Raw genomic sequence first — 15761 nt, forward strand, 5'->3', positions numbered from 1 at the left:
TGCACGGGAAGTAATTATCGGAGCTTCCTCCCGCGAGCAGGCATATCGGCGCTCTCGCCGGTATCGCTCCACTTCCACGATACACGAAAATCTCCCGATCAATCTGCGATGGCGAATTCTTCCACCCGCTGGGCCGCGAAGAAACGCCGGATCTCGGCTTCGTCCATCGCCGGCGCGCCGGGCGGGCCGGAACGGACGGAATGGATGAATTTCTTGTTCATTTCGAGCAGGCGCGCCGGCGCGGCGGGGAGGCCGCGCCAGGCCGCGCCGACCGGATGATCGCCGCTTGCAAGATCCCCCAGCCGGTAGCCCGCCGCCCGGGCGATCAGCGAGAAGATGTGGTCCTCCTCGAGACCCGCGTCCATCAGGCTGTCATGCGCGAGGCCCACACGCGCGCGAATGTCGCGGATGGCACGCGCGTTCCAGAGATAGAAGCCGCCGAGACAGTGCTCGCCCAAAACGTAGCCATTCGAGCGCGCCGCCCGCATGAGCTTCCTGACCGTGCGCGAAGCCTCCGGCACCGTCACGCGTCCGACGGTCGCGAGATAGGTCAGCCGCCGCGCCGGCGCCGTGAATCCGCGCGACTTGCCCATGCAGTCGACGTGATGGCTGCCCGCGATCGCAACCTGCGGATTCTCATCGAAATACCGCATCGCCGCCAGATCGCCCCCACGTCCGATCACCAACCCGTCGTCGTCGAGCCGCAGGATCAGGTCGCAGGTGGATGTATCGAGCAGATATTCGATCGCTCCGGCGAGATTGAGGTAGAGCCGGCCGGATTTTCCGGAGAGCCCGCGGGACGCCACCACCGCGACCCCGGGCCGGCCGAGCGCCACCTGGTCGGGGACGCCCTTGCGCCCGTTGTCGAGCAGGAGAACGGCGGTCGGCACACTGGCGTAGTGGAGCACGCTGTCGACCGTATCGGCGAGGAACTTCGGGTCCGCGTCGGGGCCGACTGGAATCAGAGCCACGACTGGGCAGTCTTTCATCTCTCGCCTCCCGATGGCCGGCACCGCGCGCGCCCGACTATGCTGGGTGGTGGCCGAAAAGATCGTCGCGGCGAGCAAAAACCGGAACGTCGGCCACGGAAGTTCCACCGTTTACTTCGGTGGTCAGAATATCATTTTCTTATCGGGGCGCGTGCCGATCATGTCGCCGCGCTGCCAAACTGCGCGTCAGCCTATCATACCGACCGGCGGCCGCTCAACTTCAATGTTCGCAGGCGCACCCAACACCGCCACCCGGATGCTTCGCGGGTGGCGGTGCGTGCGGGAAAGATCGTCTCCCGGTTTCAAAAGCGAGCCCCCGGGGCGACTCGCGATCAGAGCAGATCTTCGTCGAAGGCGAAGACCTGCTCCGCCCCCTCGCGGATCGCCGGCAGTTCGGCGGCGGCACGGGGAAGGACATGGGCCATGTAGAAGCGGGCGAGGCCGACGCGGGCCTGCCACCAGGGATCGTTCTCGCCCTTGTCGATCTCCGCCTGCGCCGCCGAGGCGGCCCGGGCGAGCGCCTGGCCGCCGGCGAGCGTGCCCAGCAGCATGAGGAACGGAACCGATCCGGCGAAGGCGCGCCGGGGGTCGCCTCGCCCCGCCGCCACCAGCGCCTCGACGGCGCGCGCGGCGGTGTCGGCCGCCTCGACCAGCGCCGCGCCTTCCGCGGCCAGCGGACCATCGGCGAGCGCCCTGCCCTCTCCCGCGACCTCGGCGATGAACTCGCCCACCGCCGCGCCGCCGTCGCGGAGGACGTTGCGCCCGACCAGCGCGTTCGCCTGGATCGCCGTGGTTCCCTCGTAGATCGAGGTGATCCGACTGTCGCGCCAGTGCTGGGCGGCGCCGGTTTCCTCGATATAGCCCATGCCGCCATGGACCTGGACGCCGAGCGAGGCGAGTTCGATCCCCGTCTCGGTGCTCCAGCCCTTGGCGACGGGCGTCAGCAGATCGACACGCCTGCGCGCCGCCGCGCGGACCTCCGGATCGGGATGGGCATGGGAGATGTCGGTATCGGCGCCGACGCGGTAGATGAGGCCGCGCATCGCCTCGATCCGCGCCTTCATGCTCATGAGCAGCCGCCGCACGTCCGGATGCTCGACGATCCCGACCGGCCCGCCCGTCCAGCCGACCGGCTTGCCCTGCCGGCGCTCGCGCGCATAGGCGCGAGCCTGCTGATAGGCGCGCTCGGCGATCGCCAGCCCCTGCAGGCCGACACCGAGTCGGGCGTGGTTCATCATCGCGAACATGTATTCGAGGCCCCGGTTCGGCTCCCCGACCAGTTCCCCGAGCGCCCCGCCCTTCTCGCCGAAGGCGAGCACCGCGGTCGGGCTCCCGTGAATGCCGAGCTTGTGCTCCAGCGAGACGCAGGCGACATCGTTCGGCGTGCCGTCTTCCAGCACCTTGGGCACGATGAAGAGCGAGATGCCCTTCACGCCTTCCGGCGCGTCGGGCAGCCGGGCGAGGACGAGATGGATGATGTTCTCGGCCAGGTCGTGATCGCCATAGGTGATGAAGATCTTCTGCCCGGTGATCCGGTAGTGGTCGCCCTCCGGTACGGCCCGGGTCCGGACCGCGGCGAGATCCGATCCGGCGAGCGGTTCCGTCAGGTTCATCGTGCCGGTCCATTCGCCGGACACCATGTTGGGCAGGAACCGCGCCTTCTGATCGTCGGAACCGTAGGTGTTGATCGCGTTGGTGGCGCCCTGGGTCAGCATCGGACAGAGCGAGAAGGCGAGATTCGCCGCCGCCCACATCTCCTGCACCGCGAGGTTCAGCACGCCCGGCAGCCCCATTCCACCGTATTCCGTCGGATAGGACAGGCCGTTCCAGCCGCCCTCGATCAGCGTTCCCCAGGCGCCGCTCCAGCCCGGAGTGGTTCTCACACCCGCGTCGGTGAGCTTCGCCCCATCGAGATCGCCGACCCTGTTGAGCGGCGCGAGCACGCCCGAGGCGATCTTGCCGGCCTCCTCCAGAATGCTGTCCGTGAGGTCGGGGGTCGCTTCCTCGTAGCCGGGCAGGCGCGCGAGATCGGGCAGGCCCGCGAGCGCGTCGAGCGCGAAGCGGATCTCCCGAAGCGGCGGCGTGTAATCGGTCATGGTCTCGGTCCTTGAGCAGAAAGGGGGTTCCGGCGGGTATTGGCCCTGCGGTCGTTCATCGCGTCATCGCGCCCCGGCGGCGCCGGGGCGGATCGGACGGTGCATCGCCGCGTCGCGCCGCTTCCATCGCATCTCGCCATGCGCCGCGGCCCTCCGATCGGGACCGAGGGTATCCGGGGATTGTGTTGTCATTGTCGGCTCCTCCTCGTTGGCTCTTCGGCCGCCGGCGCTGTCCTTGAGTCGGGCGATGGTCTCCGCGCCATCGCTGCCGGCCGTCCGCGCCGAACACCTTGCCCGCTCATCTACGCGCGCGAGTGTTGCGCAGGCTTTGCAGAATTCCAACGAATTGTAACGGGGCGATCCGCCCCGTTCCCGGACGAGGCGATTCGGCCTACCTTGGCCTTCGCCCCTCAGCCCCCGCGGAGAACACGAATGCCCCTCGAATCCCCCCTGACTTCGAGAGCGCCCCGCTCAGGGGATGATGATGCGAGGCTTCGGACCATCACCGACGCCCTCCCGGTCGGAATCGCCTATGTCGATCAGGACAAGTACTACCGTTTCGCCAACCAGCGCTTCGCCGCGGCCTATGGACTTTCGGTCGAAGCGATCGTCGGCAAGCACGCGGACGAATTCATCTGGCGCGACGCGATGGAGCTTGGCGATCCGTTCTTCACCGCCGCCCATTCGGGCGAGGCGGTGGACTTCACGCATCCCGCGCGCCACGCCGACGGAAGACTGCTGACCGTCCGCACCTTCCTGCGCCCCGATATCGGCGCGGACGGAACCGTGCACGGCTTCTATGTCTGGTCGATCAACATCACCAAGCAGAAATCGGCGGAGGCGGCGCTCCTGCAGGCGCAGAAGATGGACGCGGTCGGTCAGCTCGCGAGCGGGATCGCGCATGATTTCAACAATCTCCTGGCGATCATTCTTGGAAACCTGCTGCCGCTCCGCGACGGGGACCTGGACGCCGCGCTGCTCGAGGACTATATCGAGCCCGCGATCCGCGCCTCCGAACAGGGCGCGAAGCTCACGGCGCAGTTGCTCGCGATCGCGCGCCGCCAGCCGCTCCGGCCGGAGCGCGTCGATGTCGAGGAATGCGTCGACAACCTGCTGAAACTCATGCGCCGCACGCTGCCGCCCTCGATCGGCCTCTCGCTCGACCGGAGGGGGTCGCCCGCGCCGCTTCATATCGACCGGGCGCAGTTCGAGACCGTGCTCATGAACCTCTGCCTCAACGCGCGCGACGCGATGCCCGAGGGTGGCGATATCCGGGTCGAGATCGACTATCCATCCGCCCCCGAGGAGGCCGACGAGGGCCGCCAGGTCCGGATCGTCGTGGCGGATACCGGTTCGGGCATGGACCCGGCCACGGCGGCGCAGATCTTCGAACCGTTCTTCACCACGAAGGGCACCGGCAAGGGGACGGGGCTCGGTCTCAGCATGGTCTGGGGATTCGTGCGACAGTCCCGCGGGACGATCGACGTGGAGAGCGCGCCGGGCGCGGGCACGCGGTTCACGATCCGCCTGCCGGCGGCGCCGGAAGTCCCGGCGGACACCCGACCGGCCGGGACGCCGGCCGCGGGCCGCGGCCTCGTCCTGGTGGTCGATGACAATCACGACCTGCGCCAGACGCTCTGCCGCCAGTTGACGCGGCTCGGCTATTCGGTGCTCGACGCCGAGAACGGCGAGGAGGCGCTGGAGCTTGTCGAGGGGGTGACCGAGTTGCGCGCCCTCATCAGCGACGTGGTGATGCCCGGCATGTCGGGCTTCATGCTCGCGCGCACCGCCCAGCGCTTGCGCCCCGACCTCAGAATCGTCCTAATGACCGGATACGATGGCGCCGCCCAGGCGGATCGGGAAGGACTTGCCCTGCCCGTCCTGGCGAAGCCCTTCGACCCCCGAGCGCTGGTCCGCGCGATCGAGGCGGGCGGGGAGGACAACGGACCGGCCTGAGCCGGCGGGGGGAGGAATACGACATGGCCACGGCGCGTCCACTCGTGCTGGTGCTCGAAGACGACGCCGACCTCGCCGCGACACTGACCCGGACCTTTCGCGAGCATGGGTTCGACGCCGAATCGCTCGGACTCGTACGCGACCTGGAACGGCGGCTGACCCAGGTGCGGCCGGCGATCTGCATTCTCGACATGAACCTGCCGGACGGGCCGAGCCTCGACGTGATCGGCCGCCGGCTGAAGGCCGACGCGATCCCCGCGATCGCGATGAGCGGGGTCTGGACCGAGGTCTCCGACCGGGTACTCGGGCTCGAGATGGGGGCGGATGATTACCTGCTGAAACCGGTCGATCCGCGCGAACTGGTCGCGCGCGTGCGCGCCGTGCTGCGCCGGTCGGAGAACGCCGTGGTGGCGGAGGCGACCGTGGCGCGGTTCGGCGGCTGGACCGCCGATTTCCGCGCGCATCGCCTGATCGCGCCCGACGCCACCGAGGTCGAGCTCAGCGCGAGCGAGGTCCGGCTGCTGCGCGCCCTCGCCGCCCGCCCGCGCCGGGTCCAGACGCGCGAGTCGCTCATGGAGGGCGAGGACGGGACCGGCGCCATCGCCTTCGACCGGAGCATCGATGTGCGCGTCTCGCGACTGCGCGCCAAGCTCCGGGAGGACCCGCGCAACCCCAGGATCATCAAGACGATCTACGGCGCCGGATACATGTTCGCCCCGAGCGTGGACTGGAGTCACGACGACGGTGGAGGCGGGGAAAGCTAGCCGAACAGCCTGACGAGTCCCAGCGTGAGGATCGGAAAGGCGATCAGCACCGCGATCCGGATGATATCGCTGATCAGGAACGGGAGCACGCCGCGGAAACTCTCCGTCATCGGAACGTCGCGCGCCATCCCGTTGATGACGAAGACATTCATGCCGACCGGGGGCGTGATCAACCCGACCTCCACCACGACGACGGCGAGGATGCCGAACCAGATCAGCGTATCCTCCCGCGGCATCCCGAAGTCGAGGCCTCCGATGATCGGGTAAAAGATCGGGATCGTCAGCAGCAACATCGACATCGAATCCATCACGCAGCCGAGCGCGAGATAGAGCAGCAGCATCGCAAGCAGCACCCACATCGGCGACAGGCCGGAGTCCGAGATCGCCGTCGCGGCCAGCATCGGCGTCCGGGTCTGGGCGAGGAAGGCGTTGAAGGTCTCGGCGCCGAGCAGGATCAGAAAGATCATCGCCGAGGTGCCGGCCGTGCCGCGCAGGCAGGCGAGCACCCCCGGAAGCCGCATGCCGCCGCGCAGGACCGCGAGCACGCCGGTCCCGAAGGCGCCGACCGCCGCCGCCTCGGTCGGAGTGAACCAGCCGCGGTACATGCCGACGATGACCAGCGCGAAGATCAGCGCCAGCGGCCAGGTCTCCCTGAGCGTGACCAGCCGCTCGCGCCAGGACGCGCGCGGCCCCGCCGGCGCCTCGTCCGGCCAGATCCGCGCGTAGATCGCGACGGCGGCGATATAGCCCGCGGCGGCGAGCACCCCCGGAACCATGGCGGCGACGAACATCTTCGCGATGTTCTGCTCCGCCATCAGCGCGTACAGCACAAGGATGACCGAGGGCGGGATCAGGATGCCGAGCGTGCCGCCCGCCGCGAGCGATCCCGTGGAGAGCGCGCCCGAATAGCGGTGCCGCCGCATCTCCGGCAGGGCGACGCGGGCCATGGTCGCGGCCGTGGCGAGCGAACTGCCGCAGATCGCGCCGAAGGCGGCGCAGCCGCCGATCGAGGCCATCGCAAGCCCGCCCCGCCTGTGACCGAGGAACGCCGCCGCGGTCCGGTAGAGCGCGCGGCTCATCCCCGCCTGGGTCGCGAACTCGCCCATCAGCACGAAGAGCGGGATCACCGACAGCGAATAGGTCGAGAACTGGTAGTAGGTCGAGGTCTTCAGGAAGGCGAGCAGCGGCGTGAAGCCGGAGTAGAGCCCGTAGCCGCCAATCCCCACGGCCAGCATCGCGACACCTATCGGCACCCGGATCGCCATGAGCGCGAGGAGCGCGGCGAATCCCGTCAGCCCGGCGGCGATCCCGCTCATGCCCGCGCCGCCCGCAGATGGCCGATCATCGTCGCGGCGCAGCTGAGCGTCAGAAGCGCCATCGCGGGCAGGACGACGATGAAGCTCCACCAGATCGGAATCCGCAGCACCATCGACTGTTCGCCATAAAGCCGCATCTCCATGCCGCCATGAACCAGCCGCCAGAGGAGGAGCGCCGCGATCAGCAGATAGATGAGATCTCCGAGGGCTTCGAGGAGATGGTTCACGCGCGGGCCCGAACGCTGGGTGAAGAAATCGACCAGCACGTTGCCACCGGTGATCTGGCACCACGGCAGGAAGCAGAAGATGGTCACCGCGCTGGCGATCTCCACCAGTTCGAAATCGCCGGGGATCGGACGGCCGACGACGCCGCGGAGCGTCACGCTGGCGACGATGACGAACATCATCGCCAGCAGTGTGAGGCCCCCCAGCCCCGCGAAGACGCGGGCGAGGACGGCGATCCAGTTCGGGACCGGCACGCGATGCGCGTGCTCGGTCGGGCTGTCCGGTTCGACCATACCGTCCTCCATGTCTCGCCTGCTCAGCTGCCTCCGGCCGCGTTCAGCATCGCGCGTGCGTCCTCGAGCATCGTGGCGCCATCATGTCCGGCTCCTTCCATCGCCGCGACCCAGGCATTTACCACCGGCCGCGTCGCCTCGACCCAGGCCGCGACATCGGCCTCGGGGACTAGATGGACCGTACCGCCGGCGTCGAGCGCCTTCTGGCGCTCGGTCGCCTCGGCCTCGTCGAGCACCCGGCCGGCGATCTCGGCGAGGGCCGCGCCGGAATTGGCGTCGACCACCGCCTTCAGGTCATCGGGCAGGCCCTCGTAGACCGCCCGGTTCATCACCAGCGCCATGACCGAAGTCGCCATGCCGCCGTTCTCCTCGCCGAATTCCGTATGATCCTTCGCCATCGTCTCGATACGGAGCGAGCCGAAGACCTCCCAGGGAACCACCGCGCCGTCGATCACGCCCGTCGTCAGCGCCTGCGGCACTTCCGGCACCGGCATGCCGACCGCGGTCGCGCCGAGCGCGTTCAGCCCGTCGGTCATCGGACGCGAGGGCGCGCGGATCTTCAACCCGCCGAGATCGCCGAGGCTCGCGACCGCCTTGTCCCGCGTGTGGATCTTGTAGGCCGCGGGCGCGTGCAGCACGAGCGGATGCACGCTCGAAAGCTCGTCGGCGAGGTACTTGGCCTGAAACCGCTGCAGCGCGTTCGTCGTCTCGGCCGCCGTTCCGGCCATGAACGGCAGTTCGAAGACCTCGGCGATCGGGAACCGCCCGGGCGTGTAGCCGAGAAGCGTCCAGGCCACGTCCACGATCCCGTCGCGCGCCTGGTCGAAAAGCTGCGGCGGCTTGCCGCCGAGCTGCATCGCCGGGTAGATCTCGACGTCGATCCTGCCGCCCGACTGTTCCTCCACGGCGGCCGCCCAGGGCTCCAGCAAACCCGTCTGGACGGGCGCCTCGGCGGAGAGGAAATGGTGCAGGCGCAGCGTGACATCCTGGGCCGCGGCGCCCCCCGCCGTCGCGACGGCGGCGATGGCGGCGAACATGATCGTCTTCATGGGTCTGATCCTCCTTGAGCGCGAACCGCACGGCCGGAACGCACGGCCGATCGCCGATGCGCGGCGAGTTTTCTTTCCTGGCGCGGGTTCGGGACATCCCGGCGGAACGCGGTCCGCACGGCCAGGCCAATGGTCGGACATGCGAATCCCTCCCCGGTCTCGTTTCGGGGAGCATCACACCAGAACGCACGGATTTGAAAGTGTCTTGAGCGGGAGCCGCGCGAACCGACGGCTGCGTCACGCGAAAAGGGCCAGCCGGAATTCCGGCTGACCCTCGCATTCAATCTCGGACCCGCGACCTGGGCCGTCAGGCACCCCGGGCGGCGAAGGAGCCCGGCTCGTCCTGCGCCGCGCCACCGATCCAGTCGTGTTTCGGCTCGACGCAGGACACGCGGATCGCATCGCGCTGCTCCGCCAGAACCTCCAGGCTGCGCGCGATGGCAAGCCGCATCGGCAGCGGCTCGGGCAGGGTCGCGAGATAGCGCGTCTCGACCGAATAGTCATGCGCGACGCCATCCTCGAACCGCGGATTGTAGCGGTTGCGCGAGACCCGGACGTTGAGGCCGAGCCGGTTGCCTTCGAGCCGCACCATCTCCGCCAGTTCGTTGATCGCGTAGACCTTCGGGCAGTTGTTGATGATGCGATGGCTTCCCGGCGCGCAGGGCGCATCGGCGAGCGAGACCAGGGCGCCGATGCAGTGTTCGAGCGTCATGATGCCCGAGGTCTGCGTGCCGAGCCCGTAGACGGTGAGCGGCAGGCCGGCGAGCGCCTGAACGCAGAAGCGGTTCAGCACCGTGCCGAGCACCTCGTCATAGTCGAAGCGGGTATGCAGGCGCTCGTCGGTCATCGTCCGCTCGGTCATCGCGCCGAAGACGGTCGACTGCATCACATCGGTGATCCTGAGCCCCCATTTGCGCGCGGCGAGGCCGGCGAAATTGCCGTCATTGATCTTGGTGATGTGATAGAAGTCGTCGCTCGCCCGCGGGAAGGGCATCGGCGCGGCGGAGGTCTTGCCGCCGCAAGACATGACCGCGTTGCCTTCCGGAATGTCGAGGCCCGCCTTGGCATAGGCCCCGAAACTGCCGAGCTTCACGATATGGCAGTCCGGGTGATGTTCCTTCACCAGCCAGATCAGGTTCAGGAACCCGACCTCGTTGTTGGTGACGGTCTCGATGCATTCTTTGAGCCCGAGCATCGAATAGGGCGCCGCGCGCTGATGGGCGAGGTGATAGATGACCTCGGGGCGGATCGACGCCATGAAAGCGGTCATCTGGTCGGGATCGGCCGAGTCGAGTTCGACATGGGAAAGGTTGTCGAGCCCGAAGACCTCCCGATAGGCCGCGATCCGCTCCGGCAACGGCCGGATCGGCAGGAGCGAGCCCGCTCCGAGGCCCTCCGCGTGCCGGCGTGTAAGATAATTGTCGACGATCAGAACCTTCGCGCGGGGACGCGAGGTCGCCAGCTCGAGCGCCAGCGGCCAGCCTATGTAGCCGTCCCCTCCGAAAACAACGATATCAGCCATTTGCCACCCAATCCCCTTCGCCGGCGATGCGCCGGCACCCTCGCAATGAACCGCGCATCGGCTGCTCCCATGGAGCGATGGGCGTGTTCGGACCTCGTTCCGCGCGGAAGATTCTCGCGCCCGCGCGCCGATTTCGGGGACGTTTCCGGCCTGGAACCTCCGGGCCGAAGGGCCCGACTCCCGGTGAACCGATTTGCGAATGAGCGACCGGGACCCTTCGATCCGCCGGTATCCCTCGCCGCGCCGCGCGCCGTCTGGACACGGCGGCCGCGCATCGTCGGTGCGCGCGACATTCCCCCGGAAGACCGATGAAATGCTCGCCGTTCTGGCACGCCACCCGCGACCGCCCCCGCATGCAACCTGACGCTGAAACCGTTGAAGTTTCGTGTATGCGCCACGAAATGGCGCCGCGTCGGCCCCGACTCCGATGCGCGCGGCGCGAAAGGCCGGGCGTTGACCGGCACGGCGTTTTCGCCCATGCCATCGGCGCGGCCGAGCCCGGCAAGCCCGGATCGGCGGTCACGGAACTATCGCGGGGGAGAGACACGAATGACGATCCGCCTTCTGCTCGTCGGCTGCGGCAACATGGGCCATGCGATGCTGGCGGGCTGGATGAACATGCCCGACGCACCCGAGGTGACGGTCGTCGAACCGGCCGATGCGCTCAGGGAAAGGGCCGCGGCCACGGGGGCCGTCGCGGTCGCCTCGGCGGCGGAGCTCCCGGCGGATTTCGCACCCGAGGCGGTGATCCTCGCGGTGAAGCCGCAGATGATGGGAAAGGTGCTTCCCGATTACGCGCGGTTCGGGGAGGCGTGTTTCGTCTCGATCGCCGCCGGAACGACGATGGCGGCGCTGACCGGGGGGCTCGGCGAGGCGGCCATCGTGCGCTGCATGCCGAACACCCCGGCGGCGATCGGCCGGGGCGTCTTCGGCTTCACCGCGAACGACCGGACGACGCCGGAGCAGCGCGCGCTCGTGCGCCGGCTGCTGGAGCCGGCGGGCACGGTCTTCGAAGTCGGGGACGAGGCGATGATCGACCGGATCACCGCCGTCTCGGGCTCCGGCCCCGCCTATCTCTTCCATTTCATCGAGGCGCTGGCCGCCGCGGCGAAGGCGATCGGCCTGCCCGATGACGTGGCCGTCGAGGCGGCGCGCCAGACCGTCTTCGGCGCGGCGGCGCTGGCGGAATCGTCTCCCGAGGATGCCGAGACGCTGCGAAAGGCGGTGACGAGCCCCGGCGGCACCACCGCCGCCGCGCTCGGTGTGTTGATGGAAGACGACCGCCTGACGCGGCTGATGACCCAGGCGGTCGAGGCGGCCTTCGTTCGCGCAGAAGAGCTGGGCCGGGACTGAGGTCTTCGGGGCCGAGCGTGGCCACGGCTGAGCGTGTCCGCGGCCGGGTGGCGCGGGTGGGTTTTGGGCGCGGGTTGGTTGCGCGCCCCTGCCCCTCTCAGAGCAGCTTCTTGAGGTTGACGCCCGGGTCGGCGAGCGCCTGCGGGTCGGGGGTGGCGCGTCGGGCGATCAGCATCTCGGCGAGGCGGATCTCCTTGGCGACCGCGTTGCCGGGGCCGATGCCCGAGGCCGAGAGGAGCCGGCCGTCAGGGGCGAGGTGGAAGATCAGGAAGGCCCCGTCCTTGCCCTCGCGCCGCACATGGCTTCCCGCGCCGTCGGCGAGCCCCGCGATCTGCAGCGTCAGGTCGTACTGGTCCGACCAGAACCACGGCACCGCCGAGACCGTCTCACCCGCGCCCAGCATGTTGCGCGCCGCGAGGCCGCCCTGTTCCTGCGCGCTGCGCCAGCTTTCGAGCCGCACCCGCCGGCCGTCATAGAGCGGCATCGGCACCGAGCAGCAATCGCCCGCCGCGAAGATGTCCGGGTCGGAGCTTGCCAGCGTCGCATCGACCGCGACGCCGTTCTCGAGCGCGAGACCCGCTTCCTCCGCGAGTTCGACATTGGGCATCGCGCCGATGCCCACGACGATGAGGTCGGCCGGAACCAGGCTTCCATCGGCGAGGACGACGCCCGCCCCCTCGATCCCGGCGACGCGGGCGCCGGTCAGGATGCGCGCGCCCTCGGCGGCGTGACGCTCGTGCAGCACGGCGGCGATCTCCTCCGGCACCGCGCGGCTCAGGAGCCGGGGCAAGGCCTCGATCACCGTGACCTCGGCGCCGAGCCTGCGCGCCGAGGCCGCGAGTTCGAGCCCGATGAAGCCGCCGCCGATCACCGCGAGCCGCTTGCCCGGACCGAGCGCGGCGCGGATGCGGGCGGCGTCGTCGAGCGTACGCAGCGTGACGACATTCGGAGCCTCCGCGCCCCGGTCATTCCCTGGAAGCGGCCGGGGCCGCGCGCCGGTCGCGATCAAGAGCCGCTCGTAGGGCAGTTCCGAACCGTCGTCGCAGACGACCGTCTTGCGCGCCCGGTCGATCGCATGCGCCTTGCGCGACCGGCGGAACGCGATCCCCGCCTCGGCGAGCCGCTCGGCGCCGCCTATCCCCTTCGGAACCGGCGTCTCGGCGAGGATCGCATCCTTCGAGAGCGGCGGCCGCTCATAGGGATCATGCGCCTCCGCGTCGAGAAGCGTCACAGGCCCCGCGTAGCCCGCCTCCCGCAACGCCAGCGCCGCCCGCGCCCCGCACTCCCCGGCGCCAACGATCACCATGCCGGTCATGACCGCCTCCCCGACTGGCCGGAAGCGGCGCGGTGGGATTGAACTGCGCGGGAACGGAACATGGCTCTCCTCCGGTGGATGCTGTTTCGGGCTTGCCGGGAAATGTGTCAGGAAGACGTTCGGGCATAGATCGGGCCCGCCAATCGCGGGCTTCGAAAAAAAGCCGGGCCCCGCGGGGCCCGGAGGTGGAGGTTAGAATGGTGGGTGACGGGTGACGGACGGTCAGCCGATCCGGATCCGGACCTCGCCATCGACCACCTCGGCCGGGTAGGTCCGGAGATCCTTGCAGGCGGGAAGCCTGATCGCTTCCCCGCTGCGGTAGTCGAAGGCCCCGGAATGATTCGGGCATTCGACCTCGTAGTCCATCACCAACCCGTCGGCGAGGTGGATCGCCTCGTGGGTGCAGAGGCCGTCCGTGCACCAGACACTGTCATCGGGGGCGCGGTAGAGGGCGAAGGTCTTGGTGCCGTGGTCGAAGCGCAGGGCGCCTTCCTGTTCGATATCGTCGAGCTGACAGGCGGTGATCCAGGTCATGGCGGCGACGGTCATTGCGCGGCCTCCTTGGTCGGATTGGCGGCTGCCTTGCGGGCCTGGGCCTCGGCGATCTTCGCCTTGCGCTGCCGGAACCGCTCCTGCATCCGCGCGTCGCCTTCCTTGGAGCCGTCGTGCCAGGTGCCGAACCACTTGTCGAGCGGGATCAGGGCGTCGCCGTAGTTCACCTCGAAGTACTTGTGGTGCAGGTAGTGGGCATAGGCGTGGCTGTCGAAGGACTTGTCATCGCCGACTTCCACCTTGTCGAAGCCGACATGGCCCGGGATCGCGCCGAAGGCGGCGTAGTTCAGCTGGTAGAGCGCGATGATCGGGTTCGACGGGATGATGAGGTGGTAGAACATCGTCGAGAAGTAGAGCAGGTGCTCGATCGGATGCATCGAGAGCGAGGACCAGGGCGACGGGTTGATCGAGTTGTGGTGAACCGAATGCACCCACTTGTAGAGGAACGGCGTGTGGATCAGCCGGTGGATGCAGAAGAAGTGGAACTCATGGATGATCGGCACGGCGAGCGCGAGGGCGGCGAGATAGACCGGATGATCGGCGAAGCTCAGCCAGGGGGCATAGCCGTTGGCGAAGGCCCAGAGCACGATCACCTCGATCGCGGTCCAGATCGTCACACCCGAGAGGAAGGTGCGCAGGATATTGTCGAAGTTCTGGCTCTGGAACCAGAAGACGCTGTTCTTCGACTCGGAGGGGAATTTCCCGTTGTACTTGAACCGGTTCTCCTGCCGCTTCAGCACGTAGAGATGAAGCTCGAAGGCCCCGAAGAAGAGGAAGGTCAGGACCGCGTTCACCGCGTAGAGCCAGAAGGCCCAGCCGAAGGAGAGCGTCTGCATCGTCTCGACGGAGGGGATGATCCAGGCCCAGTAGGCGACCGCCGAGATCGCGAAGATGATGTTCCACGGGAAGAAGTAGTGCGGAATCCACTTCAGGAAGGCCTTGAAGTCGAAGGGCAGCTGGAACACCGGCGCGAGCGTCAGCGGCTCGTTCGGGGCCCAGTCGCCGCGCTTGTTTCTCTTTCCGTACTGCAGGTCGTCCATGGCGTTCTCCTCCGCGCCGGGTGGAGAAGACTAGGCGTCCGCCGCCGGCGCGGGATCATCCCCCGCCGGTTGAGCTCCCATCCGAGGTTTCCGCCGGCCAGTCTCCTCGCCGTCCGGACAACCCAGGGGGGCGTCACCTCCCGTCTTCGTTGCCAGCCATTGATACGCGTCCGAGCCCCGCGAATCCACGAGTCCCTTGATCAGATCTGATCAAAGGCTCTCGGCGGTCACCGTCACGAAACGGATGGGTCGCGTGTCCGGCTCCATGTCGAGGAGCCCGATTCGACGCAGCATGAGGTCGAGCGCGCGGCGGGCCTGCGCCTCGGGTGCCTGATCGAGCACCACGTCGACATATCCCTCGCGCAGCGCCGGTTCCGTCGCCTCGCTGAGTTCATGCCCGACGACGAAAAGCTCGCGCCCGCGCGGATGCCGCCTCAGCGCCTCGACGAGCCCGGTATTGGCGCCCCCGGCGTTGTAGAGCCCGACGAGATCCGGCCAGAGGTTGAAGGCCTCGAACAGCCGGTCGCCCGCGAGCCGCCGGTCGTCATGCGAGAAGCCGATCCAGCGGAACACGAGCCCCTCCGGCGCATGCGCCGCCATGTAGTCGGCGAAGCCCCGCATCCGCGCCCGGTGCACCTCGTAGATATGGTGCGAGATCGCGATCACCGTTCCCGGCCGCCGCTCCATCCGGGCGATGAACATCGCGGCGCTCCGCCCGGCCGCGTAATTGTCGATGGCGATGAGTTCGCCGATCCTCTCGTGCGCGCGCGTCACGACATGCACGATCGGCATGCCGGGAGGGAGACCGGCGACGGCCGCCCGGATGCTCGGATGGTCGGGCACGGCGAGGATCATGCCCGCGCGACGCTGCTCCCGCGAGGCGATCCGCTTCGCGATGCTCTCGGGATCGGCCTCCTTCAGAAAGGTCCGATGCACGCGCACCGTCGGATCGAGCGTCGCCGCGATCCGCTCGAAGGCGCGCGAGAGGCGGTGGTAGAAATCCGTCTCCGGCCGCACCAGCAGCACCTCTACCCTGAGAAGGCCCCGGTGCACCTCCGGCAGCCGCCGGGGATAGTCGAGCGCGCGCGCCGCGGCGACGACCTTCTCGACCGTCGGGGGCCTGACGCCGCCCCGGCCGTTCAGCACGCGCTCCACCGTCGCGGTGCTCACCCCGGCATGGCGTGCGATGTCGCTGAAGGTCGGCCTGGTCAAGATATTCGCTCCCGCTCCCCCGATCGCCATTAGAGCCGAGCGGCGCCGTGACGGAAAGGGAGCGGGATCGGACAGGTCG

General features: G+C 68.5%; 13 protein-coding genes. 3 read left to right on the forward strand and 10 right to left on the reverse strand.

Translation table 11 applies throughout. The features are described from left to right. Positions 1-98: 98 nt before the first annotated feature. Together ACLJK8_RS08475 and ACLJK8_RS08480 are read right to left on the reverse strand one after the other, a co-directional pair. On the reverse strand, positions 99-989 hold the full coding sequence (locus ACLJK8_RS08475; RefSeq protein WP_413149734.1) for a hypothetical protein: 891 nt from the start codon (positions 987-989) through the stop codon (positions 99-101). Positions 990-1321: 332 nt separating this feature from the next. Further along, a complete protein-coding gene (locus ACLJK8_RS08480) occupies positions 1322-3085 on the reverse strand; it encodes an acyl-CoA dehydrogenase (RefSeq protein ID WP_413149735.1) in 1764 nt (587 codons plus the stop codon). A gap of 432 nt (positions 3086-3517) precedes the next feature. Here ACLJK8_RS08480 and ACLJK8_RS08485 point away from each other — a divergent pair, with 432 nt between their 5' ends. Both ACLJK8_RS08485 and ACLJK8_RS08490 read left to right on the forward strand, forming a co-directional pair. After that, a complete protein-coding gene (locus ACLJK8_RS08485; RefSeq protein ID WP_413149736.1) occupies positions 3518-5041 on the forward strand; it encodes an ATP-binding protein in 1524 nt (507 codons plus the stop codon). Between the two features lie 23 nt (positions 5042-5064). Then, complete coding sequence (locus tag ACLJK8_RS08490) at positions 5065-5805, forward strand: winged helix-turn-helix domain-containing protein (RefSeq protein ID WP_413149737.1); 741 nt, start codon at positions 5065-5067, stop codon at positions 5803-5805. Here ACLJK8_RS08490 and ACLJK8_RS08495 read toward each other — a convergent pair. The 4 genes from ACLJK8_RS08495 to ACLJK8_RS08510 form a co-directional block, all read right to left on the reverse strand. Beyond that, positions 5802-7121 (reverse strand): TRAP transporter large permease, encoded by a 1320-nt coding sequence (locus ACLJK8_RS08495; RefSeq protein WP_413149738.1) that lies wholly within the window; start codon positions 7119-7121, stop codon positions 5802-5804. The two genes, ACLJK8_RS08490 and ACLJK8_RS08495, sit on opposite strands and share 4 nt — an antisense overlap. Continuing rightward, positions 7118-7639: a TRAP transporter small permease gene (locus ACLJK8_RS08500; RefSeq protein ID WP_413149739.1), complete on the reverse strand. Its 522-nt coding sequence runs from the start codon at positions 7637-7639 to the stop codon at positions 7118-7120. The genes ACLJK8_RS08495 and ACLJK8_RS08500 overlap by 4 nt, the downstream gene beginning before the upstream one ends. Before the next feature lie 23 nt (positions 7640-7662). Further along, positions 7663-8688, reverse strand: coding sequence for a TRAP transporter substrate-binding protein (locus tag ACLJK8_RS08505; RefSeq protein ID WP_413149741.1), 1026 nt, complete (start codon positions 8686-8688; stop codon positions 7663-7665). A 307-nt stretch (positions 8689-8995) separates the two neighbouring features. After that, positions 8996-10210 carry an NAD-dependent epimerase/dehydratase family protein gene (locus ACLJK8_RS08510; RefSeq protein WP_413149742.1) on the reverse strand — a complete coding sequence of 405 codons (1215 nt, stop codon included), beginning with the start codon at positions 10208-10210 and terminating at the stop codon, positions 8996-8998. A gap of 549 nt (positions 10211-10759) precedes the next feature. Between ACLJK8_RS08510 and proC the strand changes: the two genes are divergently transcribed. Beyond that, positions 10760-11563 carry a pyrroline-5-carboxylate reductase gene (gene proC, locus ACLJK8_RS08515; RefSeq protein WP_413149743.1) on the forward strand — a complete coding sequence of 268 codons (804 nt, stop codon included), beginning with the start codon at positions 10760-10762 and terminating at the stop codon, positions 11561-11563. Between the two features lie 97 nt (positions 11564-11660). Here the strand turns inward: proC and ACLJK8_RS08520 are convergent, their stop codons facing one another. From ACLJK8_RS08520 to ACLJK8_RS08535, 4 genes are all read right to left on the reverse strand, one after another. Next, positions 11661-12878: an NAD(P)/FAD-dependent oxidoreductase gene (locus tag ACLJK8_RS08520; protein ID WP_413149744.1), complete on the reverse strand. Its 1218-nt coding sequence runs from the start codon at positions 12876-12878 to the stop codon at positions 11661-11663. 222 nt (positions 12879-13100) lie between these two features. After that, a complete protein-coding gene (locus ACLJK8_RS08525) occupies positions 13101-13427 on the reverse strand; it encodes a MocE family 2Fe-2S type ferredoxin (protein WP_413149745.1) in 327 nt (108 codons plus the stop codon). Beyond that, complete coding sequence (locus ACLJK8_RS08530; protein ID WP_413149746.1) at positions 13424-14470, reverse strand: sterol desaturase family protein; 1047 nt, start codon at positions 14468-14470, stop codon at positions 13424-13426. The genes ACLJK8_RS08525 and ACLJK8_RS08530 overlap by 4 nt, the downstream gene beginning before the upstream one ends. A 210-nt stretch (positions 14471-14680) precedes the next feature. Next, entirely contained in the window at positions 14681-15682 is a 1002-nt protein-coding gene (locus tag ACLJK8_RS08535; RefSeq protein WP_413149747.1) for a LacI family DNA-binding transcriptional regulator, read from the reverse strand. Positions 15683-15761: the final 79 nt, after the last annotated feature.

This window comes from Amaricoccus sp. W119, assembly GCF_047275745.1.
In the GTDB taxonomy this organism is placed as follows: Bacteria; Pseudomonadota; Alphaproteobacteria; order Rhodobacterales; family Rhodobacteraceae; genus Amaricoccus.

Coding starts and splice junctions, on each gene's coding strand:
- ACLJK8_RS08475 (WP_413149734.1), bottom strand. CDS start 989: ATGAAAGACTGCCCAGTCGTGGCTCTGATTCCAGTCGGCCCCGACGCG.
- ACLJK8_RS08480 (WP_413149735.1), bottom strand. CDS start 3,085: ATGACCGATTACACGCCGCCGCTTCGGGAGATCCGCTTCGCGCTCGAC.
- ACLJK8_RS08485 (WP_413149736.1), top strand. CDS start 3,518: ATGCCCCTCGAATCCCCCCTGACTTCGAGAGCGCCCCGCTCAGGGGAT.
- ACLJK8_RS08490 (WP_413149737.1), top strand. CDS start 5,065: ATGGCCACGGCGCGTCCACTCGTGCTGGTGCTCGAAGACGACGCCGAC.
- ACLJK8_RS08495 (WP_413149738.1), bottom strand. CDS start 7,121: ATGAGCGGGATCGCCGCCGGGCTGACGGGATTCGCCGCGCTCCTCGCG.
- ACLJK8_RS08500 (WP_413149739.1), bottom strand. CDS start 7,639: ATGGTCGAACCGGACAGCCCGACCGAGCACGCGCATCGCGTGCCGGTC.
- ACLJK8_RS08505 (WP_413149741.1), bottom strand. CDS start 8,688: ATGAAGACGATCATGTTCGCCGCCATCGCCGCCGTCGCGACGGCGGGG.
- ACLJK8_RS08510 (WP_413149742.1), bottom strand. CDS start 10,210: ATGGCTGATATCGTTGTTTTCGGAGGGGACGGCTACATAGGCTGGCCG.
- proC (WP_413149743.1), top strand. CDS start 10,760: ATGACGATCCGCCTTCTGCTCGTCGGCTGCGGCAACATGGGCCATGCG.
- ACLJK8_RS08520 (WP_413149744.1), bottom strand. CDS start 12,878: ATGACCGGCATGGTGATCGTTGGCGCCGGGGAGTGCGGGGCGCGGGCG.
- ACLJK8_RS08525 (WP_413149745.1), bottom strand. CDS start 13,427: ATGACCGTCGCCGCCATGACCTGGATCACCGCCTGTCAGCTCGACGAT.
- ACLJK8_RS08530 (WP_413149746.1), bottom strand. CDS start 14,470: ATGGACGACCTGCAGTACGGAAAGAGAAACAAGCGCGGCGACTGGGCC.